Annotated in this window: 23 protein-coding genes and 3 pseudogenes; 11 read left to right on the forward strand and 15 right to left on the reverse strand. The window is 73.7% G+C overall.

The window, feature by feature from the left end; genetic code table 11:
* Positions 1–33: 33 nt before the first annotated feature.
* Both AB0A69_RS04725 and idi read left to right on the forward strand, forming a co-directional pair.
* Positions 34–1,167 (forward strand): annotated as a pseudogene (locus AB0A69_RS04725) (methyltransferase domain-containing protein).
* Positions 1,168–1,238: 71 nt separating this feature from the next.
* Positions 1,239–1,832, forward strand: coding sequence for an isopentenyl-diphosphate Delta-isomerase (gene idi / locus AB0A69_RS04730; protein WP_355355111.1), 594 nt, complete (start codon positions 1,239–1,241; stop codon positions 1,830–1,832).
* A 21-nt stretch (positions 1,833–1,853) separates the two neighbouring features.
* Here idi and AB0A69_RS04735 read toward each other — a convergent pair whose 3' ends face one another.
* Positions 1,854–2,891: an ATP-binding protein gene (locus AB0A69_RS04735; protein ID WP_361415352.1), complete on the reverse strand. Its 1,038-nt coding sequence runs from the start codon at positions 2,889–2,891 to the stop codon at positions 1,854–1,856.
* Positions 2,892–3,082: 191 nt separating this feature from the next.
* Here AB0A69_RS04735 and AB0A69_RS04740 point away from each other — a divergent pair, with 191 nt between their 5' ends.
* Positions 3,083–3,532, forward strand: a complete 450-nt coding sequence (locus AB0A69_RS04740) for a hypothetical protein (RefSeq protein WP_361416888.1) — start codon at positions 3,083–3,085, stop codon at positions 3,530–3,532.
* 226 nt (positions 3,533–3,758) lie between these two features.
* Here AB0A69_RS04740 and AB0A69_RS04745 read toward each other — a convergent pair.
* Positions 3,759–3,911: pseudogene (locus AB0A69_RS04745) on the reverse strand (hypothetical protein); the annotation flags it as partial.
* Between the two features lie 92 nt (positions 3,912–4,003).
* Between AB0A69_RS04745 and AB0A69_RS04750 the strand changes: the two are divergent.
* Positions 4,004–4,519: a hypothetical protein gene (locus tag AB0A69_RS04750; protein WP_361415354.1), complete on the forward strand. Its 516-nt coding sequence runs from the start codon at positions 4,004–4,006 to the stop codon at positions 4,517–4,519.
* A gap of 89 nt (positions 4,520–4,608) precedes the next feature.
* Here the strand turns inward: AB0A69_RS04750 and AB0A69_RS04755 are convergent, their stop codons facing one another.
* Positions 4,609–5,349, reverse strand: a complete 741-nt coding sequence (locus tag AB0A69_RS04755) for a class I SAM-dependent methyltransferase (protein WP_361415356.1) — start codon at positions 5,347–5,349, stop codon at positions 4,609–4,611.
* Between the two features lie 190 nt (positions 5,350–5,539).
* Entirely contained in the window at positions 5,540–6,040 is a 501-nt protein-coding gene (locus AB0A69_RS04760; RefSeq protein WP_361416776.1) for an ATP-binding protein, read from the reverse strand.
* Positions 6,041–6,238: 198 nt separating this feature from the next.
* Between AB0A69_RS04760 and AB0A69_RS04765 the strand changes: the two genes are divergently transcribed.
* The gene (locus AB0A69_RS04765) at positions 6,239–6,988 is read left to right on the forward strand and encodes an enoyl-CoA hydratase/isomerase family protein (RefSeq protein WP_361415358.1); all 750 of its coding nucleotides are present in this window, start codon (positions 6,239–6,241) and stop codon (positions 6,986–6,988) included.
* A 1-nt stretch (position 6,989) separates the two neighbouring features.
* Positions 6,990–8,471 carry a PE-PGRS family protein gene (locus AB0A69_RS04770; protein WP_361415360.1) on the forward strand — a complete coding sequence of 494 codons (1,482 nt, stop codon included), beginning with the start codon at positions 6,990–6,992 and terminating at the stop codon, positions 8,469–8,471.
* Positions 8,472–8,489: 18 nt separating this feature from the next.
* Here the strand turns inward: AB0A69_RS04770 and AB0A69_RS04775 are convergent, their stop codons facing one another.
* The gene (locus tag AB0A69_RS04775) at positions 8,490–9,140 is read right to left on the reverse strand and encodes a DJ-1/PfpI family protein (protein WP_361415362.1); all 651 of its coding nucleotides are present in this window, start codon (positions 9,138–9,140) and stop codon (positions 8,490–8,492) included.
* Between the two features lie 5 nt (positions 9,141–9,145).
* Complete coding sequence (locus tag AB0A69_RS04780) at positions 9,146–10,126, reverse strand: GlxA family transcriptional regulator (RefSeq protein WP_361415364.1); 981 nt, start codon at positions 10,124–10,126, stop codon at positions 9,146–9,148.
* A 100-nt stretch (positions 10,127–10,226) separates the two neighbouring features.
* Between AB0A69_RS04780 and AB0A69_RS04785 the strand changes: the two genes are divergently transcribed.
* Entirely contained in the window at positions 10,227–11,444 is a 1,218-nt protein-coding gene (locus AB0A69_RS04785) for a glycosyltransferase (protein ID WP_361415366.1), read from the forward strand.
* Between the two features lie 128 nt (positions 11,445–11,572).
* Here AB0A69_RS04785 and AB0A69_RS04790 read toward each other — a convergent pair whose 3' ends face one another.
* From AB0A69_RS04790 to AB0A69_RS04800, 3 genes are all read right to left on the reverse strand, one after another.
* Positions 11,573–11,983: a DUF6069 family protein gene (locus tag AB0A69_RS04790; RefSeq protein WP_361415368.1), complete on the reverse strand. Its 411-nt coding sequence runs from the start codon at positions 11,981–11,983 to the stop codon at positions 11,573–11,575.
* Positions 11,980–12,591 carry a TetR/AcrR family transcriptional regulator gene (locus AB0A69_RS04795; RefSeq protein ID WP_361415370.1) on the reverse strand — a complete coding sequence of 204 codons (612 nt, stop codon included), beginning with the start codon at positions 12,589–12,591 and terminating at the stop codon, positions 11,980–11,982. The genes AB0A69_RS04790 and AB0A69_RS04795 overlap by 4 nt, the downstream gene beginning before the upstream one ends.
* A gap of 138 nt (positions 12,592–12,729) precedes the next feature.
* A complete protein-coding gene (locus tag AB0A69_RS04800; RefSeq protein WP_361415372.1) occupies positions 12,730–12,945 on the reverse strand; it encodes a hypothetical protein in 216 nt (71 codons plus the stop codon).
* A gap of 85 nt (positions 12,946–13,030) precedes the next feature.
* On the opposite strand from AB0A69_RS04800, the gene AB0A69_RS04805 reads away from it, so the two are divergent.
* The 4 genes from AB0A69_RS04805 (at position 13,031) to AB0A69_RS04820 (ending at position 16,853) form a co-directional block, all read left to right on the forward strand.
* Positions 13,031–13,894, forward strand: coding sequence for a hypothetical protein (locus tag AB0A69_RS04805; protein ID WP_361415374.1), 864 nt, complete (start codon positions 13,031–13,033; stop codon positions 13,892–13,894).
* A 76-nt stretch (positions 13,895–13,970) separates the two neighbouring features.
* Entirely contained in the window at positions 13,971–14,102 is a 132-nt protein-coding gene (locus AB0A69_RS04810) for an LPFR motif small protein (RefSeq protein WP_260604312.1), read from the forward strand.
* Between the two features lie 85 nt (positions 14,103–14,187).
* On the forward strand, positions 14,188–16,578 hold the full coding sequence (locus AB0A69_RS04815) for a Tex family protein (protein ID WP_361415376.1): 2,391 nt from the start codon (positions 14,188–14,190) through the stop codon (positions 16,576–16,578).
* Positions 16,579–16,661: 83 nt separating this feature from the next.
* The gene (locus AB0A69_RS04820; RefSeq protein WP_361415378.1) at positions 16,662–16,853 is read left to right on the forward strand and encodes a hypothetical protein; all 192 of its coding nucleotides are present in this window, start codon (positions 16,662–16,664) and stop codon (positions 16,851–16,853) included.
* A 26-nt stretch (positions 16,854–16,879) separates the two neighbouring features.
* Here AB0A69_RS04820 and AB0A69_RS04825 read toward each other — a convergent pair whose 3' ends face one another.
* The 6 genes and pseudogenes from AB0A69_RS04825 to AB0A69_RS04850 form a co-directional block, all read right to left on the reverse strand.
* The gene (locus AB0A69_RS04825; protein ID WP_361415380.1) at positions 16,880–18,520 is read right to left on the reverse strand and encodes an ABC-F family ATP-binding cassette domain-containing protein; all 1,641 of its coding nucleotides are present in this window, start codon (positions 18,518–18,520) and stop codon (positions 16,880–16,882) included.
* 137 nt (positions 18,521–18,657) lie between these two features.
* Positions 18,658–19,080: pseudogene (locus tag AB0A69_RS04830) on the reverse strand (oxidoreductase); the annotation flags it as partial.
* Positions 19,081–19,384: 304 nt separating this feature from the next.
* A complete protein-coding gene (locus AB0A69_RS04835) occupies positions 19,385–19,678 on the reverse strand; it encodes a hypothetical protein (RefSeq protein ID WP_361415382.1) in 294 nt (97 codons plus the stop codon).
* An 81-nt stretch (positions 19,679–19,759) separates the two neighbouring features.
* The gene (locus AB0A69_RS04840; RefSeq protein ID WP_361416779.1) at positions 19,760–21,493 is read right to left on the reverse strand and encodes a BCCT family transporter; all 1,734 of its coding nucleotides are present in this window, start codon (positions 21,491–21,493) and stop codon (positions 19,760–19,762) included.
* Positions 21,494–21,616: 123 nt separating this feature from the next.
* Positions 21,617–22,918: a M14 family metallocarboxypeptidase gene (locus tag AB0A69_RS04845; protein ID WP_361415384.1), complete on the reverse strand. Its 1,302-nt coding sequence runs from the start codon at positions 22,916–22,918 to the stop codon at positions 21,617–21,619.
* On the reverse strand, positions 22,915–24,948 hold the full coding sequence (locus AB0A69_RS04850) for a Xaa-Pro dipeptidyl-peptidase (RefSeq protein WP_361415386.1): 2,034 nt from the start codon (positions 24,946–24,948) through the stop codon (positions 22,915–22,917). Before AB0A69_RS04850 ends, AB0A69_RS04845 begins: the two co-directional genes overlap by 4 nt.
* Positions 24,949–25,060: the final 112 nt, after the last annotated feature.

Raw genomic sequence — 25,060 nt, forward strand, 5'->3', positions numbered from 1 at the left:
CGGCCGGACCCGCCTCACCCAAGGGTTTCCACGTTGTCCGACAACGCTCTGTACGACGCCTTCTTCGCCCTGCACCACGGTCTTCCCCGGCAGGGCCCCGGTTCCGACGACACCACGCGCCGGCTGCTCTCCCTCGTCGGCCCCCTGCCTCCGCGTCCCCGCGTGCTCGACCTGGGCTGCGGTCCCGGCCGGGCCGCCCTGCTGCTGGCGGCGGAAGCCGGCACGGCCGGCGCCGAGGTGACCGCCGTCGATCTGCACGAGCCGTTCCTCGCCGAGCTGCGGCGGGCCGCCGACGCCCGTGGGCTCGGTGCCTCCATCTGTACCGTCACCGCCGACATGGCCGAGCCGCCGTACGCCGACGGGTCCTTCGACCTCGTGTGGGCGGAGAGCTCGGCGTACGCCATCGGCTTCGACCGCGCGCTGCGCACCTGGCGGCGGCTGCCGGCGCCCGGCGGGGCGCTGGTCCTGACCGAGTGCGAGTGGACCGGCGGTGAGCCGTCCGCCGAGGCGCGGGCGTTCTGGGACGCGCACTACCCGCTGCGTACCACCGAGGCCAACACCGCCGCGGCCGTCGAAGCCGGCTACCGCGTGGTCGGCACGTACACCCAGCCCGAGAGCGACTGGGACGAGTACTACGGCCCGCTCGGCGAGCGCGCCGACGCGGCCGATCCGGCGGTGCCCGGCATGGCCGAGGCGCTCGCCGCCACCCGCGCCGAGATCGCCCTGCGCCGCGAGCACGGCGCGGAGTACGGCTACCGGGGCTACGTCCTGCGGCCGGCCGACGGGCGCTGACGCACCTGGCTGATCACCCGGTGCCGGGGTGGGCGGTACCCCGGCACCGGTGCCGGCCCCGGTCGCGGCGGCCGCGCACCAGCGGCGGGGCGCGGGGCAGGCGGTGGTCCGCCCGGTATAGGACGCGGAGCGGCTGCGTGGGGAGCGGCTGGTGCCGGCCCTCGGTCATCCGGAGTACTCCCCCGCCGCGGTTTCGTACCGGCGTCGCGGTACGGCGTCGCAGCGCCCTTCGAGGTCCCCGGCGAGGCGACGACGGCGCTGGTCATGGACGTCTCCGGGGCGGTCGCCGGCGGCCGGACGCGTATCCGCCGGCCCCCGGGGGCTGACCGCCCGTCACCCCGGTGGAGCAGACATCCCGGGCGCGGGGCGACGTGAGCCGACAAGCGGCTTTTGTGCGGCAGACTGAGACTGCCCCACAGGGCCGGTAACCGAAGCGAAGGATGGTCATGCCGATCACACCAGCCACGGCGGCGAGCAGCTCGTCGAACGGAGTCAAGCCATCGATCATGCTCGAACTGGTCGACGAGGACGGCACCACGATCGGCACCGCGGAGAAGCTGGCCGCCCACCAGCCGCCGGGGCAGCTCCACCGGGCCTTCTCGGTGTTCCTCTTCGACGAGGCGGGGCGCCTGCTGCTGCAGCGGCGGGCGCTGGGCAAGTACCACTCCCCCGGCGTCTGGTCGAACACGTGCTGCGGGCACCCGTATCCGGGTGAGGCGCCGTTCGCGGCGGCCGCGCGGCGCGTGCACGAGGAGCTGGGCGTGTCGCCGTCGCTGCTCGCCGAGGCGGGCACGGTCCGCTACAACCACCCGGACCCGGCCTCGGGTCTGGTGGAGCAGGAGTACAACCACCTCTTCGTCGGGATGGTGCAGGCCCCGCTGCGGCCGGACCCGCAGGAAGTGGAGGAGACGGCGTTCGTGACGGCACGGGAACTGGCCGAGCGGCACGCCGCGGAGCCGTTCTCGGCGTGGTTCATGACGGTGCTGGACGCCGCGCGTCCGGCGGTCAGGGAGCTGACCGGGGAGAGCGGCGGCTGGTGACCCCCGGCCCGGGTCGGGGGTTCAGCCGGGAGGCAGGTCGCGGGCGTAGAGGCGGAGCAGCTCGTGGAGCTCGTACCCGCCCGTCGGGGTCTGCTGGACCAGGCACTCGTCGAGCAGCTGGTCCAGCAGTTCCTCCGCCTCCCCCGCCCGGCGGGCACCGCCGAGGGCGGCGCCGGGCACGCCGGCCAGGCAGCGCAGCGTCCGGCGGCGGTGCGGTGGCAGCCTGCGGTACGACGTGTCGAACGCGGCCCGGACCGAGCGGCCGCCGACGCTGAGCCGGTCCAGCCGGGCGCCCTCCGGCTCCAGGCGCGCCGCGAGATCGGCGAGCCGCCACAGCGGCCGGGCCCGTAGCCGCAGGGCGGCCAGGGCGACCGCCAGCGGCAGCCGGCCGCACAGCGCGGCGATCCGCTCGGCGGCCGGCCGCTCGGCCGCCACGCGCTCCGCGCCCACCACCCCGGCGAGCAGCGCCATGGACTCCTCGACCGTGAACGGGCCGAGCTGCACCGTGCGCGCCCCGGCCGGCGCCCAGCCGGCGCGGCGGCTGGTCACCAGGACGAGGGACGCAGGATCGCCCGGCAGCAGGGGGTCCGTCTGCCCGGGCCCGGTGACGTCGTCCAGCAGGATCAGCGGGGCCCGGCCGTGCAGCCGGTCCCGGTAGAGCGCCGCCCGCTCCTCCACGCTGTCGGGGATCCGGTCCGGCGGAACGCCCAGCATCCGCAGGAACCGGGCGAGCACGGTGGCGGGGTCCATCGGCACCCGGCCGGGCGCGTGGCCCCGCAGGTGGGCGAAGAGCTGGACGTCGCCCACGTGGCCCGCCCGCACGGTCTCGTGTGCCAGGCGCACCGCGAGCCGGGTCTTGCCGACGCCCGGCATCCCGGTGATGACGCTGACGAGCGGCGCCGTGGCCGCCTCCCGCGCGCCCACCGCCTCCCGTACCCACGCGTGCACTTGGGCGCGCTCGGCTGCGCGCCCGGTGAACTCCGCGCTGTCGCCGGGCAGGGCCCGTACGGCGGGGGCGGGGCGGCGCGCGGCCGCCGGTACCGGGGCCGGTGCCCGCACGGTCGACGGGCCCGGTGGCGGCACGGTCGGCGGGGCCGGTGGCGGCGGGGCCGGGGCGGGCGTGGCCGCGAGAGCCGCCGGGGCCCGTCCGCGTACCGGGCGGGAGGCGCGTACCGACGGGTCGTGGCGCGGCTCGTGCGCCGGGCAGGCCGCAGTAGATCGGCGCGCGCTCCCTGTCGACCACGCCGCCGGTGGACGACACCACGGCGCTGCTGCTGGGCTACCGCTCCGGCGCGATGGCGGAGCTCGCCTGCTCCTTCGCCACCGAGCTCCCCGCACACGCCGAACTCTCCGGCAGCGCGGGCCGCCTCGAGTTGCCGGCCCCCTTCTACGCCGCCGACCGCGTGGTGCTGCACCCGGTCGGCGGCCCGCCCCGCGCGTGGCGATCGGCGCTGGTGGGGCGCGGCTATACGTACGAGGCGCGCGAGGCGATGCGCTGCGTCCGCGCGGGCCTGACGGAGAGCCCACTGGTGCCGTGGGCGGCGACGCTCGGCGTGCTCGCGGTGACGGACGAGGTCAGGGACGCGGATCCGGCCAGGGCCTGTCCGCCGGGATCCTGGCCGGCCGCTCACGCGTCTCCGCAGCCCGACGGACGGTTCCGCCGGAACCACCCTCAGCGCCGACCCCGTGAGGTGTGTTGAAGCGCTCCAACAGCCTGATCGCCATGGCGTGGTCGTGGCGGCGGGCCATGTCGTCGGCGGTTTCGCCGTCGAGGGTGAGTGCCGGGTCCGCACCATAGGCGAGAAGGATCGCGGTGAGCGCGCTGTCGATCGGTTGTCCCGACTGGGCAGCCGAGTCTGCTTCCAGGTCGATTGCGTGCATCAGCAGCGTCATCCCGCAGCAGACCTCGTTCACGTCGGCTCCCTCGTCGAGGAGCCGGGTGAGCAGGGCGTGGTCGCCCGATTCCACCGCCTGGTGGGCGGGCGTCCAGGGGTTCTCGATTCCGTTGATGCTCACCACGGCATCCTGCCTGACGGAGCACAAGCGTGATCGGCCGGACCGTAGGTCATAGGGGACCACCTGTGTTGAACGCGTTCAATACATCTGACAAGGTGTCCTCACCACGGCTCACCCATCCCGGTCGGCCGGTTCGGGGAGGTCGGGAGGGCCCGGTGGCGGGGAAGAGTGGACGGCCGTGGAGGCGGCGGATCGCCCTCGGCGGCGTCGTGGTGGCGCTGCTGGTGTCCAGTGGTTGCGCCGGCCCCTACCAGTACGACGAGGGCACGGGAGTCCACGACGCCACGACGGCCGAGGTCTCCGGGAACTGGGAAGGCGCAGAGGAGACCCGCCTGACACTCCGCCGGGACGGGACGGCCCTCCTCCAGCGGCTCGACGGGCAGGACTTCGACTTCGATGACGGCTGGCGGCTTTCCGGCACGGGAACCTGGGAGCTGACCGACGACGCCGACGGCCAGGATGTCCGGCTCACCCTCACGCATCAGACCAGGGTCGAGCGGCGGGACACCGGGACCACGACCGGCGCCGCGGCCCCCGCGCGGCCGCCTGCGACGTACTCGTGGCGGTTCTCCGTACGCCGCGATCCGCGCGAGGCGCTGGAACTGTTCTTCTTCTTCGGCGATCCCGACATCGGGAACACGTACGTGATGACGCGCGCGAAGCCCTCCTAGCCAAGCCCTTCAATGGCCGACGACCCCACCTCTGTCGGGCGAACCGACGAGGTCGGGCCGTCGGCGTCACCGTGACGTCCGGTCGGGCGTCAGGCGCGGCAGCGCAGCATCACCAGCGGCGGGTTGGCGTGGAAGTCCGCCCAGAAGTCCGCGCCGAACTCGCGCACGCCGGCGTCGGACACCTCCATGGGGACCCAGGTCAGGTCGGTGAAGCCGGCTGCCCGCAGGCACTGCTCGTAGACGTCGCGGCGCGGGCGGTTGGCGACGAACGAGACCGGCGGGTCGAGCAGCGCCGTGGTCCGGACCTGGGGTCCGGTCTCGCCCTCCTCACCCGTGAGCTCGGTGCGGAAGCCGTACTTCTCGGGGGTCGGCCCGTCGAACCGGTAGTCGGGCGACTGGTTGAGCAGGAAGAGCTCGGCGCCGGGCTTCAGGCTGCGGTGCACGTTGCGGCACATCCGCTCCGTGGTGGCGATGTCCTGCGCGTAGTTGAGCAGCTGCACCGCCAGGCCGATGTCGAAAGGCTCCTCGAAGGTGCGCAGTTCGGCCGCGTCGCCCACCTCGTAGCGGATGCCCAGCGGCTCCTGCTCCTCCAGCGCCTGGGACACGGCGACCATTTCACCGGAGATGTCGATGCCGAGCACCTCCGCGGCGCCGCGCCGCTTGAACTCCCGGCTGTAGAAGCCGGTGCCGGAGGCCAGGTCGAGGACCGACTTTCCGCGTACGTCCCCGACCATGGCGAGGAAGCTGGGCACCACCACGTACCGCTCCAGCGTCAGGGCCTTGAAGCCCTCGTACGCCTCACCGATCTCGTCATACTGCTGCACGCTCATTGCGCCGTCCTCCCGTGTGCTTGCTCATGCGCATGGCTCGGCGCACGTCCCGTTCCCGTTCCCGGGACACGCCGCCGCCTCTGCTGGGCAGTCTCTCCACATCACGACGGACTGCCGTACTGGCGGAAGCCACAAAGATCAGGCCACCGTCCCGGCCTCACGTACGGGCGGGTACCGCCGCACCCTCGCCTCAGGGCAACGGCGGCCCCGGTCTCAGGGGCAGTGCCGCCCAGATGATCTTGCCGCCGTTCGCGGTGTGCTCGACGTCGCACGTGCCGCCCGCCTCCCGGGTGATCTCGCGTACGAGCAGCAGTCCGCGGCCGCCCGTCCGCGCGGCGTCGGACTCCAGCGCCTTGGGGCGGTACGGGTGGTTGTCCTCCACGGACACCCGGATCCACTCCGCGCCGATCCCGACCTCGACCGCGACCTCGGGTGACAGCAGCGCCGCATGCCGTACGGCGTTGGTCACGAGCTCGGAGACGATCAGCAGCAGCCCGTGCGCGACGTCCTCGCGGATGGGGGCGCATTGACGTTTCAGCAGATCCCTGACGGCGTGCCTGGCCTGCGGTACGGAGACGTCGACGGCGGGCGCGGTGAACCGCCAGACCCCGTCGTACGTCGGTGGCCGCGTCGGCGTGGGCGCGGGCGCAGGTGTCGGCGTCCGCGCCGGTGCGCTCCCACGGGATTCGATGGTCCGGCTTTCACCTTCGTGCTCGATTGTCGCCACGCAACGAGTGTGGGAGCGCCGGGAGCACCGCCCGGCCACTGACCGGAAGTCACCGTGTAGCCGACGCCTTTTGACCGAACGCGTCGCCGGGGATTGTCCTTTGACCGCTTTGTCGACACGCCTGGTCACAGCACGATTTCCGTCGACGGATAGCATCCGGCCATGGAGCAGCAGCCACAGCTGGAGCACAGCGTCTCGGACGGTGTGGCCACCGTCGTCATCAGCAACCGCGCCAAGAGGAACGCCATGACGGCGGCGATGTGGCGCGCCCTGCCCGGCCTGCTCGGCGGACTGGCCGCCGACCGGGACGTCCGGGCGCTGGTGCTGACCGGCGCGGGCGCCACCTTCTGCGCCGGGGCGGACATCGCCTCGCTCGGCGCACCGGGCGACGAGCAGCAGACGCTGGCGGTCCGGGCCGAGGAAGCGCTGGCCGCCTTCCCGAAGCCGACGCTCGCCGCCGTGCGGGGCTACTGCGTGGGCGGCGGCAGCCAGCTCGCGGCCGCCTGCGACCTGCGGTTCGCCGAGGAGGGCGCGCTCTTCGGCATCACCCCGGCGAAGCTGGGCATCGTCTACCCCGCCTCCTCCACCCGCCGCCTGGTCTCGCTGGTGGGCCCGTCGGCCGCCAAGTACCTCCTCTTCTCGGGTGAGCTGATCGACACGGAACGGGCCCTGCGCACCGGCCTGGTGGACGAGGTGCTCGCGCCGGGCGAACTGGGCAAGCGGGTGGCGGAGTTCACCCGGGTCCTGGTGTCCCGTTCGCAGCTGACGCAGGCGGCGGCGAAGGAGTTCGCGACCGGCCGCACGGACCGGGACGCGTACTGGGCGGAGCAGGCGCGTTCCAGCGGTGACACGGCCGAGGGGGTCGCCGCCTTCCTGGAGCGGCGGACGCCGCGCTTCACGTACGGGGTGTGAGATGGCGTCGACGGCCGCACTGCACGGCGCCTGGCTGCACGGCCTGGCCATGAACCCCTCCGCGCCGACGGGCGTGCTCCTCCGGGTACTGGGCATGGCGCCCGACCGTGAACTGCCCTTCAACTGGCGCTTCCGGCGGCTGCCGCCCGAGGTGATCGAGGCCTGGGCGCACCATCCGCACCCGAAGACCCGCCGCGCGGTGGCGGAGCACATCCACCTCACCCCCGAGCAGCGCACCTGGCTGCTCGACGTGGAGCCCCGGATGGCGTACGCCGTGGCGCTGAACGCCGGCTGGGATTCCTCCGCGCTGACCGAGGCGGGCTTCGAGCGGCTGGCGACGCACGAGCACTACCTGGTACGTGGTGAGATCGCCCGCCACCGCCGGCTGCCGCCCGCTCCGCTGCGTCGGCTGGCCATGGACCCGGAGCCGGGCATCCGCCGTGCGGCCTGTCCGAGCGCCTGGGAGCACCTCGACGCGGCGGAGCGGGCGGCGCTGCTGGCGGACGAGGACGACGCCGTACGCTCTGCGGCGCTGCTGAGTCACCACCGGGACGGGCCGCCGATGGACCCGGCGGCCTACGCCTCCCTGGTCGACGACGGGCACCGGTACTCGCAGCAAGCGGCCGAGGAGTGCTTGCTGACCCGCGACCTCGCCGAGCGGCTGGTCCGCGACGAGGACTCCGGGACGCGGTGCGCCGTGGCCCGCAACCCCCGCCTGGACGCGGACCTGGCGGCCGTCCTGTGCGAGGACCCCTACGACGCGGTACGCCTCAACGCCTCCGTCCATCCGGCGCTCACCGAGGAGCAGCGGGCGGCGGCGCGCGTGGAGGTGGCCCCGCACAGCCGCCACTACCCGCTGCGCTGGGTCCAGGACCGGCACGGCGACGTCGAAGAGATGCGCCGGTGCGCCGCGTCCGGACATGTGCTGCTGCGCCGCAGCGTCGCGACCGCGCGCAGCCTGCCCGCCGATGTGGTGGAACTCCTCGCGAAGGACGAGGACTTCGCCGTACGGCTCATGCTCGCCGAGCGGTGCGCCGAGGCCCCGGGACACCTGCTGCTGGAGATATGGGAGACCTGGGATGGCCGCTCCGCCCACCACCTGCCCGAGCACCCGAACTTCCCGCGCGAAGGCCTGCTGCGGTACGCCGACGATCCGCGGCCCCGGATGCGGGAGCTCGCGCTGCTGGACCCGGACTGCCCGACCGAGGTCGTCGAACGGCTCAGCCGTGACCCGGAGGAGGCCGTACGCCGCCGTGCGCTGGACGACCCCCGCCTGTCGGCGGAGTCGGTGGTCCGGCTGACCCGCGACCCCGCGTGGTGGGTGAGGAACGCCGCCGTACGCGACCCGCGGGTGCCCGGCGAGGTGGTGGCCGCACTGCTGGAGGACCGGGAGACCGCGGACGAGGCGGCGGCGAACCCCACCCTGCCCGAGGCCACGATGCACGAGCTCATGGACCGGGCGGGGCTGCCGGACGTCGCCTAGCGTCCGTCTCCAGGATCCTCAGGTCTGATCACGTCCTGGGGTCGGCGCGTGCGCTTCGCCGCGCATACGGGCCACGATCTCGGCCGGGGCCTTCTCGGGGGAGCCGGAGTCGTACGGGGGACGCGGGTCGTACTCGGTCATCAGCTGGACGGTCTGTGCGACGGTGTCGCCGGCGATGCGGCCCAGCAGGTGGAGGGCCATGTCGATGCCGGACGAGACGCCGGCGGCCGTGACGTACTTGCCGTCGAAGACGACCCGCTCGCCGGTCGGTTCGGCGCCGAGCTCCTTCAGCCTGTCCATGGCGAGCCAGTGGGTCGTGGCGCGGCGGCCCCCCAGGAGTCCGGCCGCCGCGAGCAGCAGGGAGCCGGTGCAGACGGAGGTGGTCCAGGTGGTGGCGGCGTCGGCGGTGCGGAGCCAGTCGAGGAGCTCCTCGTCGCGCAGGACCGGCTCCCACTCGCCGGTTCCCGGAACGATGACGATGTCGGGGCGCGGGACCTCGGCGAGGGTACGGTCGGCGACGACGGCGAGGTTGCCCTGGTCGTTGCGGACCGGCCCGGTCTCCTTGGCGACGAAGAGGGTTTCGGCGCCGGGCAGGTGGCTGATCATCTCGAAGGGCCCGATGGCGTCGAGGCTGGTGAAGCCCGGGTAGAGGAGGATGGCGATCCGCATGGGCGTCAACTGTCCTTTCGTGGGACGGGTACGTGGGGCGCGTGGAAGCGCCGCCGGTATTCGGCGGGCGCGGTCCCGAGCGCCTTGACGAAGGCGCGGCGCATCGCCTCGGGCGTGCCGTAGCCGGCGGCCCGGGCGACCTCCTGGACCCCCTCGGGGGTGTCCTCCAGCAGGCGCCGCGCGTGTTCGAGGCGGACCCGGTCGACATAGCGGCCGGGGGTCGTGCCGGTCTCCGCCCGGAAGGCGCGGGCGAAGTGGCGCGGTGAGAGGCTGACGCGGGCGGCCAGGGCGTCGACCGAGAGGTCGGCGGCCGGGTGCTCGGTGATGAACCGCTGCAGCTCGCGCAGCGGTTCGCGCCGGGCGGTCTGGGCGGCGAGCTGGGCGCTGAACTGGGCCTGGTTGCCGGGGCGGCGGAGGAAGACCACCAGGTGGCGGGCGAGGGTGAGCGCCGTGTCCCGGCCGAGGTCCTCCTCGACCAGGGCGAGGGCGAGGTCGATGCCCGCCGTGACTCCGGCGGAGGTGGCGAGGTTCCCGTCGCGTACGAAGATCGGCTCCGGGTCGACCTCCACCGCCGGGTGGTCGCGGGCGAGGCGGTCGCAGAACGCCCAGTGGGTGGTGACGCGCCGGCCGTCCAGCAGGCCCGCCTGGGCGAGGAGGACCGCGCCGGTGCAGACCGAGACCAGGCGTTCCGCGCGCGGTGCGTGGACGCGCAGCCAGTCGATCAGGCGCGGGTCGGGTGCGCGGGTGCCGTCGCCGCCGGGGACCAGGAGGGTGTGCGGCGGTTCGGCGTCGGTGAGCGAGGTGTCGGCGGCCAGCCGCAGGCCGCTCCGGGTGCGGACGGGCTCTCCGTCGAGCGAGGCGGTACGGATCGGGTAGGGGGCGACGGCGCCGAGACGGGCCGCCCCGGCGAACACCTCCACCGGTCCGGTGACGTCCAGGCTCTGCACGCCGTCGAAGAGGACGACGAGTACGGGTCGCTGCGTCATGTCCCCCATCCTTCGGGGCGCGGCCCGATGGCGGCAATGACGAGAACCCCACCTTTCCTGCCATGCGCCGGGTACTTCGCGCCGCGAGGAGAATCAGGGCATGCGCATTCTGATCATCACCGCCGGTTCACGCGGCGACGTCGCGCCGTTCACGGGTCTGGGGCGGCGCCTGCTGGACGCCGGCCATCAGGTGGCCGTGGCCGCGCACCCCTCGTTCGAGGCGCTCATCGGCGGGTGCGGCCTCGACTACCGGCCCGTGCCGGGGGACGCTCAGGGGTTGATCCGGGACTGGTCCCGCGCGGCGTCGCGGGAGGAGGTCCAGGCACTGACGAGGGCGTACGCGGACGGGCTCGCCGACGGGGTGGCGGAGGCCGTGGCGGGCGGAGCCGACCTGCTGCTCACCGCCTTCGGCCCGGCGGCGCTCAGCCGGACGGCCGGCGAAGCGCTCGGCGTGCCCGTCATCGGTACCTACCTCGTACCGTCCTTCGCCACCAGGCGCTTTCCGCTGCCCAACGCCCGGAACACCGACGGCCTGGGACCGGAGGGCAACCTCGCCGCGGGCCGGGATGTGCTGAGGCGCGCGGAAGGTGTCTTCGCGGGCGCCGTCACCCGGTTGCGCGCCCGCCTCGGACTGCCCGCCGCTGTGCCCTCGGCGGCGGCGGACGTCCGGCCGGTCTTCCACGGCTTCAGCCCGCTGGTGGTGCCGCGCCCCGAGGACTGGCCGTCCTGGGTCGAAGTGGCGGGCTACTGGTGGCCCGCGCGGCCGGACGGCTGGCAGCCCCCTGCCGAACTGGTCGACTTCCTCCAGGCCGGCCCGCCTCCGGTGTTCATCGGGTTCGGCAGTATGGCGGTGGGCCAGGGGGAGCGGCTCAGCAAGCTGGTGGCCGCGGCGGTGGAGCGGGCGGGCGTGCGCGCGGTGGTGCAGGCGGGGTGGGCCGGTCTGAACGGCTGCGGCGCCGACGTCCTGGCCATCGGGGACGTCCCGCACGACTGGCTGTTTCCGCGCACCGCCGCCGTCGTCCATCACGCCGGCGCGGGCACCACCGCGGCCGGCCTGCGGGCGGGCGTGCCCGCCGTGCCCGTTCCGGTCATGGCCGACCAGCCGTTCTGGGCGTCTCGGCTGCACGAGCTGGGAGTCGCCCCGCGACCTGTGCCGTTCCAGGATCTCACCGCCGAGGCGCTCGGCGACGCGATCACGGCCTGCCTCTCCGAACCGACCCACCGCCGCCGCGCGACCGAACTCGCCCGCGGGATCGCCGCGGAGGACGGCACCGCTTCGCTGCTCGCCCACATCGGCTCCCAGAAGGCCACCGGATGAGCGCATGACCGCGCCGCTGTGCCGGGCTCCCGGAGGCTCTTCCGCCGCATCCGGCGCCGGCGAAGCGCGCGGTCGACTCGAGCGCCCCCTGCGGGACAGCCTCGTACCGCGCAACTCGATACCGGCGGTCACCCCCTGGCGGCACCGGCCCCCGCCCCGCGGGAGCTGCCGCCCAGCCCCGGGATCAGCACCGCCGCCACCGCCAGGTGCATCACGGCGAGGGAGACCCGGGTGCCGCCGTCCATGCCGTCGCCGACGAACGGCAGGAAAGACAGGGCCAGTACGACGCCGGCCACCCCGGTCCACAGGGCGCGGGCACGCCGTAACCCGAACCGCTCCAGGGCGGCCAGCAGTCCCCAGCCGGAGAGCGACGCGAGCAGCGCGATGAACGCCACGGGCGCGGCGCCGATGTCGAGCGTCTGCTCGCCGTCGGCGATCCGTAACCGGTTCCCCAACAGCGGGTCCGCCACCAGCCACACCAGGACGGGGGCCAGAACGGCCAGGGCGGTCACCCCCAGGCGCCTTCTCCGCGCGCTCACTTGGCGTCCCCGGAGAGCGCCCCGTGCAGGAAGACCTCCACCAGCTCCTGCGTGGTCAGGTCGGGCTCGTCCTCCGTACGCGGCTGGATGAAGAGCAGCCCGAAGAAGAGGGCCGCGATCTGCTCCGGCGGCCGGCGGAGGGCGGCCTTGTCGGGCTCCAGCAGCTCCACGAGGGCCGCGCGGATACGGGTCGTCGACTCGTCGCGGCCCACGCCGCGCACCGTGCCGGGGTGCTTGCCGCCGCGATGCCCCAGCGAGCCGGCGATCGCGCCCATCCTGGACATGTGCGCCTGCAGCGCCTCGGCCGCCTCCGCGAGCCGGTCGGGCAGCGGCTGGGACACGTCGATCGCGTCGAGCTCGCGAACCGCGTGCTCGGGTGAGAGCGCCTCGGCCATGCACGCCTGCAGGAGCTCCTCCTTGTCGGCGAAGACGCGGAAGATCGTGCCCTCGCCGATGCCCGCGGCGCGGGCGATCTTCGCGGTCGTCACCGCGGCGCCGTACTCGGCGATCAGCGGGATCGCGGTCTGGATGATCATTTCGCGGCGCCGCTCCGGCGACATCCCGGGGGCGCGGCGGCGGGTGGTCTGGTTCTCCTGAGGCTCCGTCATGACGGCCAGAGTACGGAGTGAGTACTCACTCCGTCAATGAGTGAGTACTCACTCCGCCTACTGCATCCATGTGAACCGCGGTGACACCGCCCTTCCCGCCTCGCACGACGGATCGCGGGGCGCTCGGCGCTTCGGCCGTCATCCGCCCAGCGGGTGCACGCGGAACGTCAGTCCTTCCGGGCTGTGCAGCCTCAGCACGGAGTGGTCGGTCTCCCGGGTCCAGGTGGTGAGGCCCTGGCCACCGGCCACGCGGGAGAGGACGCCGTCCACGTCGTCGACGCCGACGCAGAGTTCCCACTGCGGGGACGCGACGGGTTCGCGCGGCGCGATGAAAGCGGCAGCCTCCAAAGGCATCACGGGCGGCGAGGGAACACCAGTGGCGGCCAGGTTCCGCGTACGGCCTGGCCGGTCGTACCGACCAGTCGGTAACGTACCGCTCATGACGACTCTGCCGCCGCGCGCCGGCCGCCGCTGCCACAACGCACTCAACCCGCTCCACTCGACGGTCTACTTCTCCCCCGACTACGCCAAGGAGCTCGCCGGGCTGGGCGTGGAGGACTCCAGCGCCGCGTACTTCGCCGGACGCGCCGCCGCGATGGGGGCCGTGGGCCCCGGTGTGGTCGCGGCCGCCTTCTACAACTTCAACCACGAGCTCGTCGCCCGCCACCTCCCCGCCGTCTGGGACACCGCCTCCCCCGAGACCGTGCTGGCGGCGCGGCTGCGGGCCGCCGACGCCACGCTGCGGCGCCTGCTCGGTGAGGAGGCGGTCGCCTCGGAGGCGATGGCCGAGGCCGCCCGGCTCGCCCTGCGCGCCACCGAGGCGTGCACGCGACACGCGCGCCCGCTGTACGCCGCCCACGCCGACCTGCCGGTACCCGAGGAGCCGCACCTCGCGTACTGGCACGCCGCGACGCTGCTGCGCGAGCACCGCGGGGACGCGCACCTGGTCGCGCTGCTGGCCGCCGGGCTGGACCCGCTGGAGGCGCTGGTCAGTCACACGGCGACCGGCAAGGGCATGGCCCCCCGCTGGATCCTCGCCACCCGTGGCTGGAGCCGCGCCGACTGGGACGCGGCGGCAGGCCGGCTCCGCGAGCGCGGCCTGCTGAACGAGGCCGGCGACCTGACGGAGGCGGGCTCCGCCCTGCGCGCGGAGCTGGAGGAGCAGACCGACCGCCTGGACGCCGCCCCGTACGAGCACCTCGGCGCGGCGGACGTCGAGCGCCTCACGGAGCTGGGGCGCGGCTTCCTGACCGCGGCGGTGGCGGCGGGCGCGTTCCCTCAGGACCTGGCCGGCAAGGGCTGACGGCGGAGGGCCGACGTTTCGCGGCGTCGGGCGCGGCAACGTGCAGGGGGCAACCGACAGGACATGGAGGTGCCCCTTGCGTACCATCGCGGACTTCTTCCGCATGATCGGCTCGGCCGTCGCGACCGTGGTGACCCTGCCCTTCCGGCTGCTGGCACGGCTCTTCGGCGGGGCGTCACGGGGCGGGGGCAGGGCGCGCCGCGCCTGACGGCAGGGCAGGCGGACACGTCGCACGGTGACCCGGCAGAATGCAGGCTCAAGCTGGTAGGCACGAGAAGGCGAGTCGGGACACCGTGACGACGTCCATCGAAGGCAGGATCGCCGAGGAGCTCGGCGTACGGGAGCGGCAGGTGAGGGCGGCCGTCGAGCTGCTCGACGGCGGGTCGACCGTGCCGTTCATCGCGCGCTACCGCAAGGAAGCGACCGAGATGCTCGACGACGCGCAGCTGCGCACGCTCGAGGAGCGGCTGCGCTACCTGCGGGAGCTGGAGGAGCGGCGGACCGCGATCCTCGACTCCGTACGCGAGCAGGGCAAGCTCACCGAGGAGCTCGAGGCGCGGATCCGGGAGGCCGACACCAAGGCGCGCCTGGAGGACATCTACCTGCCGTTCAAGCCGAAGCGGCGCACCAAGGCGCAGATCGCGCGCGAGGCGGGTCTGGAGCCGCTGGCCGACGGACTGCTCGGCGACCCGTCGGTGGAGCCGCTGGTCGCGGCCGCCGCGTTCGTCGACCCCGACAAGGGCGTCGCGGACCCGGCCGCCGCGCTGGAGGGCGCCCGCGCGATCCTCACCGAGCGGTTCTCGGAGGACGCCGACCTGATCGGCGAGGTGCGCGAGCGGATGTGGACGCGCGGCCGGCTGGTGGCGAAGGTCCGGGAGGGCAAGGAGGAGGCGGGCGCGAAGTTCGCCGACTACTTCGACTTCGCCGAGCCCTTCACCGAGCTGCCCTCTCACCGGGTGCTGGCGATGCTGCGCGGCGAGAAGGAGGAGGTCCTCGACCTCGTCCTGGAGCCGGAGGAGCCGGTCGAGGGCCCCTCGTCGTACGAGGCGATCATCGCGTCCCGCTTCGGGATCGCGCAGCGGGGGCGGCCGGGTGACAAGTGGCTCGCGGACACGGTCCGCTGGGCGTGGCGCACCCGCATCCTCGTCCACCTCGGCATCGACCTGCGGCTGCGGCTGCGCACGGCGGCCGAGGACGAGGCGGTACGGGTCTTCGCCGCGAACCTGCGCGACCTGCTGCTGGCCGCCCCGGCCGGGACGCGGGCGACGCTCGGGCTCGACCCCGGTTTCCGTACGGGCGTGAAGGTGGCGGTCGTGGACGCGACCGGCAAGGTCGTCGCCACCGACACGATCTACCCGCACGTGCCCGCCAACAAGTGGGACCAGTCGCTGGCGGCCCTGGCCCGGCTGGCGAAGGAGCACGCGGTCGAGCTGATCGCCATCGGCAACGGCACCGCGTCGCGCGAGACGGACAAGCTCGCCGGCGAACTCATCGCCAGGCACCCGGAGTTGAACCTGACGAAGGTGATGGTGTCGGAGGCGGGCGCGTCGGTGTACTCGGCCTCCGCCTTCGCCTCGCAGGAGCTGCCGGAGCTCGACGTGTCGCTGCGCGGCGCGGTGTCGATCGCGCGCCGCCTCCAGGACCCGCTCGCCGAGCTGGTGAAGATCGACCCGAAGTCGATCGGCGTCGGCCAGTACCAGCACGACCTGTCCGAGGTGAAGCTCTCGCGGTCGCTGGACGCGGTGGTCGAGGACTGTGTGAACGGCGTCGGAGTCGACGTCAACACCGCGTCGGCGCCCCTGCTGTCGCGCGTGTCCGGTATCGGCGCCGGTCTCGCGGAGAACATCGTGGCGCACCGGGACGCCAACGGCCCCTTCCGGTCGCGCAAGGCGCTCAAGGCCGTGCCGCGGCTGGGCCCGAAGGCGTACGAGCAGTGCGCGGGCTTCCTGCGGATCCGGGGCGGCGACGACCCGCTGGACGCGTCGAGCGTGCACCCGGAGGCGTACCCGGTGGTGCGGCGGATCGTGAAGACGACGGGCGGCGAGGTGGCCTCGCTGATCGGCAACACGTCGGTGCTGCGGTCGCTGCGGGCGGACGACTTCGTGGACGAGACCTTCGGCCTGCCGACGGTCACCGACATCCTGCGCGAGTTGGAGAAGCCGGGGCGCGACCCGCGGCCCGCGTTCAAGACGGCCACCTTCAAGGAGGGCGTCGAGAAGATCGGCGACCTGGAGCCGGGGATGGTGCTGGAGGGTGTCGTCACGAACGTGGCCGCCTTCGGCGCCTTCGTGGACGTCGGTGTGCACCAGGACGGGCTCGTGCACGTCTCGGCCATGTCGCGGAACTTCGTCAAGGACCCGCGCGAGGTGGTGAAGCCGGGTGACGTGGTGAAGGTGAAGGTGCTGGAGGTCGACATCCCGCGCAAGCGGATCTCGCTGACGCTGCGGCTGGACGACGAGAAGCCCGGCGGCACGGCGGCGCCGGGGCAGAAGGGGCCGAAGCGCGAGCGGGGCGGCGGCGGCCGGCCGCCGCAGCAGCGCAGGGGCGGCGCGGGCGCAGGCGGTGGTGGCGGCGGGGGCAAGGCCCCGGCGTCGGCTGCGGCGCCCGCGAACAGCGTCATGGCGGACGCCCTGCGCAAGGCCGGTCTGCTCGGCGGCGACGGCGGGGGCAAGCGCCGCCGCTGAGGCGAGGGGCGGGGCCCCGGGGTGCTCCCGGGGACCCGCCCGCCCGGCGTGCGGGCGCTTACGGGGTGTGTGACCCTGGCCGCATGAACCAGGTCGGTGACAAGCCCGAGGAAGTCCGCAAGCACCTCCAGGAGGAGCAGCGGGACGCCCGTCGGAAGGAACGCAAGCCCGGCGACGACCGGTCCGCGAAGACCCCGGGTCCGGTCCGGCGCGACGACGAGCCGTTCGACGAACCGTACGAAGAGCGCTACGAGGAGCCCGAGGACCGCCCGTAGCGGGCCGGGCGTCAGACCTCCGGGCGTCAGACCTCCGTGACCTTGCCGTCCGCCACCTCGACGCGACGGGTCGTACGCACCGCGTCCAGCATGCGGCGGTCGTGGGTGACCAGCAGCAGCGTGCCCGCGTAGGAGTCGAGCGCGGACTCCAGCTGCTCGATCGCCGGCAGGTCGAGGTGGTTGGTCGGCTCGTCCAGCACGAGCAGGTTCACGCCCCGCCCCTGGAGCAGGGCGAGCGCGGCGCGGGTCCGTTCGCCCGGGGAGAGCGAGGTCGCCGGGCGCAGCACGTGGTGGGACTTGAGGCCGAACTTCGCGAGCAGCGTGCGGACCTCGGCGGGCTCGGTGTCCGGTACGGCCGCGCAGAACGCGTCCAGCAGCGACTCGGTGCCGTGGAAGAGGCGACGGGCCTGGTCGACCTCGCCGACCACGACCCCTGAGCCGAGGGCCGCGTGGCCCGCGTCCAGCGGGAGCCGGCCCAGGAGGGCGGCGAGCAGGGTGGACTTGCCCGCGCCGTTGGCTCCGGTGATGGCGACCCGGTCGGCCCAGTCGATCTGGAGGGTGGCCGGGCCGAAGCGGAACTCGCCCCGCCGGACCTCCGCGTCACGCAGGGTCGCCACGACGGCGCCGGAGCGCGGGGCGGCGGCGATCTCCATCCGCAGCTCCCACTCCTTGCGGGGCTCCTCCACCACGTCCAGGCGCTCGATCATGCGCTGGGTCTGGCGGGCCTTGGCCGCCTGCTTCTCGCTCGCCTCGCTGCGGAACTTGCGGCCGAGCTTGTCGTTGTCGATGCCGGCCTTTCGGCGGGCGTTCTTGACGCCCTTGTCCATCCAGGAGCGCTGCATCTGGGCGCGGCCTTCGAGGGCGGCCTTCTTGTCGGCGTACTCCTCGAAGTCCTCGCGGGCGTGGCGGCGGGCGGTCTCCCGTTCCTCCAGGTAGGCGTCGTAGCCGCCGCCGTACAGCCGGATCTGCTGCTGGGCGAGGTCGAGCTCCAGGACCTTGGTGGCGGTGCGGGCGAGGAACTCGCGGTCGTGGCTGATGACGACCGTCCCGGCGCGCAGGCCGGTGACGAAGCGCTCGAGCCGCTCCAGGCCGTCGAGGTCGAGGTCGTTGGTCGGCTCGTCGAGCAGGAAGACGTCGTAGCGGGAGAGGAGCAGGGAGGCGAGTCCGGCGCGGGCGGCCTGGCCGCCGGAGAGCGCGGTCATCGGCAGGTCGAGGCCGACGGTGAGGCCCAGGGAGCCGGCGACCTCCTCGGCGCGCTCGTCGAGGTCGGCGCCGCCGAGGTCCAGCCAGCGCTCCAGGGCGGTGGCGTAGGCGTCGTCGGCGCCGGGCGCGCCGTCGACGAGCGCCTGGGTGGCCGCGTCCATCGCCTCCTGGGCCGCGGCCACGCCGGTGCGGCGGGCGAGGAAGCCGCGTACGGTCTCCCCCTCGCGGCGCTCGGGCTCCTGCGGGAGGTGCCCCACGGTGGCGGTCGGCGGCGACAGGCGCAGCTCCCCGTGCTCTGGTGCGTCGAGTCCGGCGAGGAGCCGGAGCAGGGTCGACTTGCCCGCGCCGTTGACGCCGACGAGGCCGATGACGTCCCCGGGCGCGACGACGAGGTCGAGGCCGGAGAAGAGGGAGCGTTCGCCGTGGCCGGCGGCGAGGTCCTTGGCGACGAGAGTGGCAGTCATAGCGGGTCGATCCTAGGCGGTGCCACGGGTGCGACGAGCACGCTGCCCATGGCCCGGGCCACTGGGTACGCCCGGCCGCCGCCGGCGACGCGGGCGTCCAGCGGGAGGTGGTGCGCGCCCGGCTCCAGTACGCCGCCGAAGGGGCCGATGCCGTGGTAGCCGTCGAAGGCCGGGGCGACGGTCTCGCCGGTCTGCCAGGCGAAGTCGCGCAAGACGATGTCGCCGCAGCTCTCTCCACCACCGCCGTCGCCACCGCCGGTGCCGCCGTCGTCCCGCTCGACGACGGCGGTGACGGCGCCGCACGCGAGCGCCCCGCACTCGGGGCAGCCGTAGACGACGTACCGCCCGTCCGGTAGCGGCGGCTCGGCGTCGAGCAGCAGCCGGCGCACATGGCCGGTGAGGATGGCGGGCGGTACGTCGGAGGCGAGCGGCGACACGGCGTCGAGGTCGGCGAGCCGGTGGAGCAGGGGGCTGCCGTCGATGACGAAGTCCATGTACTCGCGGTGCAGTCGGTACGAGCCGTCCGCCAGGACCGCCCCGGCCCGGACGGCCGGGGTCAGCGCGAAGGACGCGTAGGCGCGTCCGGCGGCGGGGGCGCGCTGACCGTGAGGCTCGCGGTCGCGCTCCTGCTCGGCAGGCATGACGGGAGTATGCCCGCGGCCGGGGCCGGGGCACTGTACCGGCCGCGGGGGCCGGACATGCCGAAAGGGCCGCGGGTGGCGGCCCTTTCGGGGTTCCCGACCGCTCGGCCGCCCTCGTGGGGCGGTCCGACGCCGGTCGGTGGTCTCGGAGTCGCGCGGGTCACCGGCCCTGGGGGCGGTGACGCGCGGTTTCAGTCCGGGACGGGCACGGAGGCGGCGGGCATCAGCGCGGGAACGGCTTGCTGGCGCTGTTGTCGCTGTCGATGCAGGCCCTCAGCTTGCGCTCGATCGCCGTGGCCTGCGCGCGGGCCTTGGTGGCCTCGGCCCTGGCGCCGTCACGCTCGAGTCGCTGCGCCTTCTGCCGCAGGTCGGCGATCTGGTTCTCCATCTGGGCGATGTGGCAGGTGCCCGTCTTGGCGACCAGGTCGACCGAGGGCCGGTCCACCTGGGCGCCGCCGATCAGGAGCCCGCCCGCCACCAGGGCGGAGACGGCCAGCGCGGAAATACGTACACGCATAGAAAAGGAGCCTCAACTTCCGGGCTGTGCGGGCCCGTTCGTGGGGTTGATCATTACCGACTGGTAACCATAGCGCAACGATCACCTCTCCCCGGACGGCCGGTCACGCCCCTCCCCCGGCTCCTCGCCACCCTCCGGCCCGGGTCCGGGCCGGTGCCCGGCGTCCGGATCGGCCGGGCCGATGCGGATCTCGAACTCGCCGGCGTACTTCTCGTGACCGGCGATCACCGCCTCCTCCACGGCCTCCTCGGCGAGTTCGCCGCGGACGATCAGCGGGTCCTGCCGGAGGTCGCGCATGAGGGCCCAGCACATGCCGACCATCACCAGCACGAACGGCGCCGCGACGAGGATCGTCAGGTGCTGCAGACCGGCGAGCGCGTCGCCCTTGCCCTCGCCGACGAGCAGCATCACGGCCGCGACGGCGCCCGTCACGATGCCCCAGAAGACGACGACGAACCGGGCCGGTTCGAAGGTGCCCTTCTGGGAGAGGGTGCCCATCACGATCGAGGCCGCGTCGGCGCCGGAGATGAAGAAGATGCCGACCAGGATCATCACCACCAGGCTCATCACCCCGGCGATCGGGAACTCCTGGAGCACGCCGAACAGCTGCGCCTCCGGCGTCGCGCCGGCCGCGAGCCGGCCCCGCTCCTCCAGGTGCATGGCGGTGCCGCCGAAGACGGCGAACCAGATCAGGCTCACCGTGCTGGGCACCAGGATCACGCCGCCGACGAACTGGCGGATGGTCCGGCCCCGGCTGATACGGGCGATGAACATGCCGACGAACGGCGTCCAGGAGATCCACCACGCCCAATAGAAGACCGTCCAGCTGCTGAGCCAGTCGGCCACGTCACCGCCGCCGGTCGCCGCCTCCGTGCGCCCGGCGAGCTGCGGCAGCTCGTCGAGGTAGGAGGCGAGCGAGGTGGGGATCAGGTCGAGGACCAGGATGGTGGGGCCGGCGACGAAGACGAAGAGGGCGAGTACGACGGCCAGCACCATGTTCGTGTTCGACAGCCACTGGATGCCGCGCTCCACTCCGGAGACCGCCGAGAGGACGAAGCACACCGTCAGCACGGCGATGATGGCGACCAGCAGCCCGGTCCCGGCCTGGCCCAGCCAGCCCACCTCGCGCATGCCGCTGCCGATCTGGAGCGCGCCCAGGCCCAGCGAGGTGGCGGAGCCGAAGAGCGTGGCGAAGATGGCGAGGATGTCGATCACCCGGCCGGGCGCTCCCTCGGCCCGCCGCTTGCCGATCAGCGGGGTGAAGACGGCGCTGATGTTCTGCCGCCTGCGGCGCCGGAAGGTGCTGTACGCGATGGCCAGGCCCACCACCGCGTAGATGGCCCAGGGGTGCAGGGTCCAGTGGAACAGCGTGGTCGCGAGCGCCGTCTGCATGGCGGCCGCCGAGTCCGCCGGGTCGGTCCCCGGCGGCGGCGTGGTGTAGTGCGCGAGCGGCTCGCTCACGCCGTAGAACATCAGCCCGATGCCCATGCCCGCGCTGAACATCATGGCGACCCACGAGATGGTCTTGAACTCGGGCTCCTCGTGCTCCTGCCCCAGTTCGATGCGGCCGTAGCGGCTGACGGCGAGCCAGAGGGCGAAGACGACGAACCCCGAGGCGGCCAGGACGAACGCCCAGCCGCCGTTGTGCATCAGCCCGCCGAGCATCGCGTCGGAGAGGCTCTCCAGGGACTTGGTGGCGGTGGCGCCCCAGATGACGAAAGCGAGGGTGAGGACGGCCGCCACGCCGAACACCACCGCGTCGGTCACGGGCGGCTTCTCCTCGTGCGGGTGGCGGCCCGGGAGGGCCGCCTTCACCGGCAACCGCAGCCGTTGCCCCGGTTTGCGTTCGTCGTGCGACACAGGCGGCACCTTTCACGAATCCAGCGGTGTTTTCGCTCTTCGGTACCCCCTACCACACCGATACCACGCGGATGCGGATCAACAGGCGGTCATGGGCTCTCCTGCCGTGAGGTGGTACGCGGCCCGCGCGTCGAGGAGCAGCGGCACCAGGGCGCGTGCGGACTGCCGCAGCGGTACGCGGACGGAGTTGTCGCCGCCGTCCGGCGGCGTGACGCGGACGCCGTGCAGGGCGAGCTCGTCGCCGACGTCGGCGTACTGGGCGGGGCTCAGGCGGTAGGCGCAGGGCGGGTCCTGGATGACCTCCGCCGGCTCGGCCGGGTCGTTGTCGGCGCCGCCGAGGTGGACGGGGCCGCGGTCGCCCAGGCCGGCGAGCCGGGCGGCCGTCGTGGCCGCCTCGATGCGGCCGCGCCGCTCGTCGACGTACCGCATGAGGCCGTCGAGGGCGGTGAGCTGGGTGGTGACGCGGCGGCGGTTGTTGACGGCGGTGTCCCGCTTCTCCTCGTCCGTGAGGGGGGTGACACGCGTCTCGACGAGCAGGCCGACGGAGTGCTTGATGCCGGCCGTGTTGCGCAGGATGCGCTCCTGGCCGTCGCCGGCGACCTGCTTGAGGGGCTCACCGGTGGCGGGGTCGGTCCAGATGCCGTAGACGCCGCTCGTGAACCCGGCGCGCTCGGCGGCGGGGCGGACGTACGACTCGGAGAGCGCGTGCGCCTCGTCGTGGACGCGCGCGTGGGTGTTGAGGTTCCGCGGCCAGAGCGACAGCAGCGCCTTGTCGTAGTACGGCGGCGTGGCGTCGTACTCGTGCAGGTCGTACACGACGTCGGGGCGGTGGTCGCGCAGCACGGCGGCGAGGGCGCGGCCCTCGGCGGTCTTCAGGGCGATGTGGTCGCGGTTGACGTCGACGCCGTCGGCGTTGGTGCGGGTGTCGGCGGCGCGGCCGTCGGGGTTGGCGGTGGGCACGACGAGGACGGTCGTACGGGACAGGAAGCGCCGGGTGCCGGCGTCCCGGGTGTACGCGAGGTCGCGGACGGTGGTGAGGCAGGCTTCGCGGCCGGACGGTTCGTCACCGTGCTGACTGCAGATGAGGAGCACGGTGGTGCGGGTGTGGCGCCCGGTGCCGATGGTGACGAGCTGGAGGGGCCTGCCCTGCTTCGTCGTACCGATGGTGGACATCGCCACGCGGTCGCTCGCCCGGTCGACGGCCGCGAGGAAGCGCTGCTCCTCGGGCTGGGTGGTCCAGCGGGCGCCCGCGCTCGTCTCGAAGCCGGTGCGCGGCGGCGCGGTGGCGGACGAGGCCTGTGACGCGGGGGCGGTGAGGAGCGGGAGGGCGAGGGCGGTGGCGGTGACGGAGAGGAGGGCGGTGCGTAGGCGAGGTCTCATCGGAGGCCGCCTCCACCGGCCGACGGGAACGGGATCGGGGTCGTGGCGCGGGGCTCGGCGACGCCGTCGAGCGGCGCCTTGCGCGGCGTGTGGGGCATCGTGCCGGAGGTGGCGCGCAGATACGCTCCCGCCCCGCCGACGACCGGAAGTTTCGCCCGGGTGCGGGCCAGGTCGAGGGTGAGGGTGGGGGCGGTGGTGCTCGCGGGAGGATCGATGAGGCCCGCGTCGGTGCCGCCGATGATGAGCGCGAGGCGGTGTCCGGCCGGGACGACGTGGTCGGCGGCGGCGAGGTCGAGGGTGATGGTGTGGGCCTTGCCGGGGGTCAGCGGGCGGCCCCGCCGGTCGTCGGCCCAGTTGCCGAGGTCGGCCCAGCCGCGGCTGAAGACGGTGAAGTCGACGTCGGCGGTCTTGGCCTCGGTCTCCTTGAAGCAGGCGCTGTCGCCGCTCGTGCTCGCGCCCCAGCAGCTGCGCTCCGTCAGCGTGGTGATCCCTTCGCCGCGGGCCGCGTAGTCGCGGATGGTGTCGGGGCCGAGGTCGACGAGCACGGCGGTCAGGTGGGCGGCGGTGGTGTTCGGGGTGGCGGTGACCGTGACCGTGGCGGAGCCGGACAGGCGCAGGTCCTTGGCGAGTGGCCGGGAGGTGAAGCCCGCCTTGCCGGGGGTGGAGGTGTCGATGTGGGACGCCCAGTCGATCTCGCTCAGGCTCGGGTCGTCGGTGAACGTCTCCGTCGTGCCCGGCCGCGCCGGGGCGAGGGAGAGGGTGCCGACGCCGGGCGCCGTGCCCGTGCCGGGCCGCAGGGTGGTGGGGACGGTGGCGCGCGGCGGCCAGACGCGGTCGGTGGACCACCGGTCGGGGGCGCGCTCGATGTCGGCCATCGGCTCGCGGTCGATGCCGTTGTCGTAACCGAGGAGGTGGTGGTCGAACCAGCGGTGGAGCGTCCGCACCCACTCGGCGCGGCGGAAGTCGAAGGGGTCGACGTGCCCGGTCTGGGAGAGCCAGATCTTGCGCTCGACGCCGTGCGCGGCGAGGGCGTCCCACCACTGGCCGAAGTGCTTGGCGCGGACGTTGAGGTCCTGCTGCCCGTGGACGACGAAGACGCTGGCCTTCACCTTGCTTGCGTCGGGGACGTAGTCGCGCGCGTCCCACAGGGGGGTCCAGTCGCCGCTGCGCGGGGCGCCGGCGGTGAGCCGCTGCTGGACGTGGCCGCAGCGGGCACGGGCGTCGGGGCTGTTGACGTGGTGCGAGAGCCACTCGGGGCCGGAGTCGTAGAGCGGGGCGCCCTTGGCGAAGTAGTAGTCGTACCAGGAGGAGATGGCGCCGATCGGCACGATGGTCTTCAGGCCCTCGACGCCGGTGGCGGCGACGCCGTTGGCTATGGTGCCGTCCCAGCTCTTGCCGATCATGCCGGTGTCACCGGTGGTCCAGCCGGTGGCACGGGCCCGCTCGGAGCCGGTGCGGCTGGTATAGGCGGGGGCGCGGCCGTTCAGCCAGTCGACGACGGCCTTGGCGGACTGGATGTCGGAGGGGCCGCCGACGTCGTCGCAGCCGTCGGAGCGGTTGGTGCCGGCGAGGTCGACGGCGACGAAGGCGTAGCCGCGCGGCACGAAGTAGTTGTCGTAGAACAGCGGGAACTGGACGGGCCTGCCGTCGGCGTCGTACGTCTTCTTCTGGCTCTCGTTGCCGCGCCCGCAGCAGGAGTAGTACGGGCTGGCGTCCATGATCACGGGGACCTTGCGGCCCTGGGCCTCGGCCTCGCGCGGCCGGATGATGTCGGCGGCGACGCGGTCGGTCCTGCCGTCGCGGTCGCCGTCCAGGCCGGTGTCGACCCAGACGGACTCGCGGACGGCATCGTCGTACGAGTAGACGGGGGCGGACTCGCGGGGCGCATGGGACGCACGGGGTGGCGACGCGGCGCCGGCGTCGCTCCGCGCGCTCGCCATCGGGGTCAGGACGACGGTCAGCAGTACGGCCGAGGCCGCCACGGCCAGGGATCTCCTCGCCGGGCGGGTGCCGCGCAGATGTAGGGGCATGGCCGGGAACGTACACGGGTCAACTGCCGCACAAAAGAGTGCCGGACCGGCACCAATGGGGCATGTGGGACGGCATGGCCGGGCGTATTCATGTCGGCTGAATGGCGATCGT

It is taken from the genome of Streptomyces sp. NPDC045431, assembly GCF_040646655.1.
Lineage (GTDB): Bacteria > Actinomycetota > Actinomycetes > Streptomycetales > Streptomycetaceae > Streptomyces.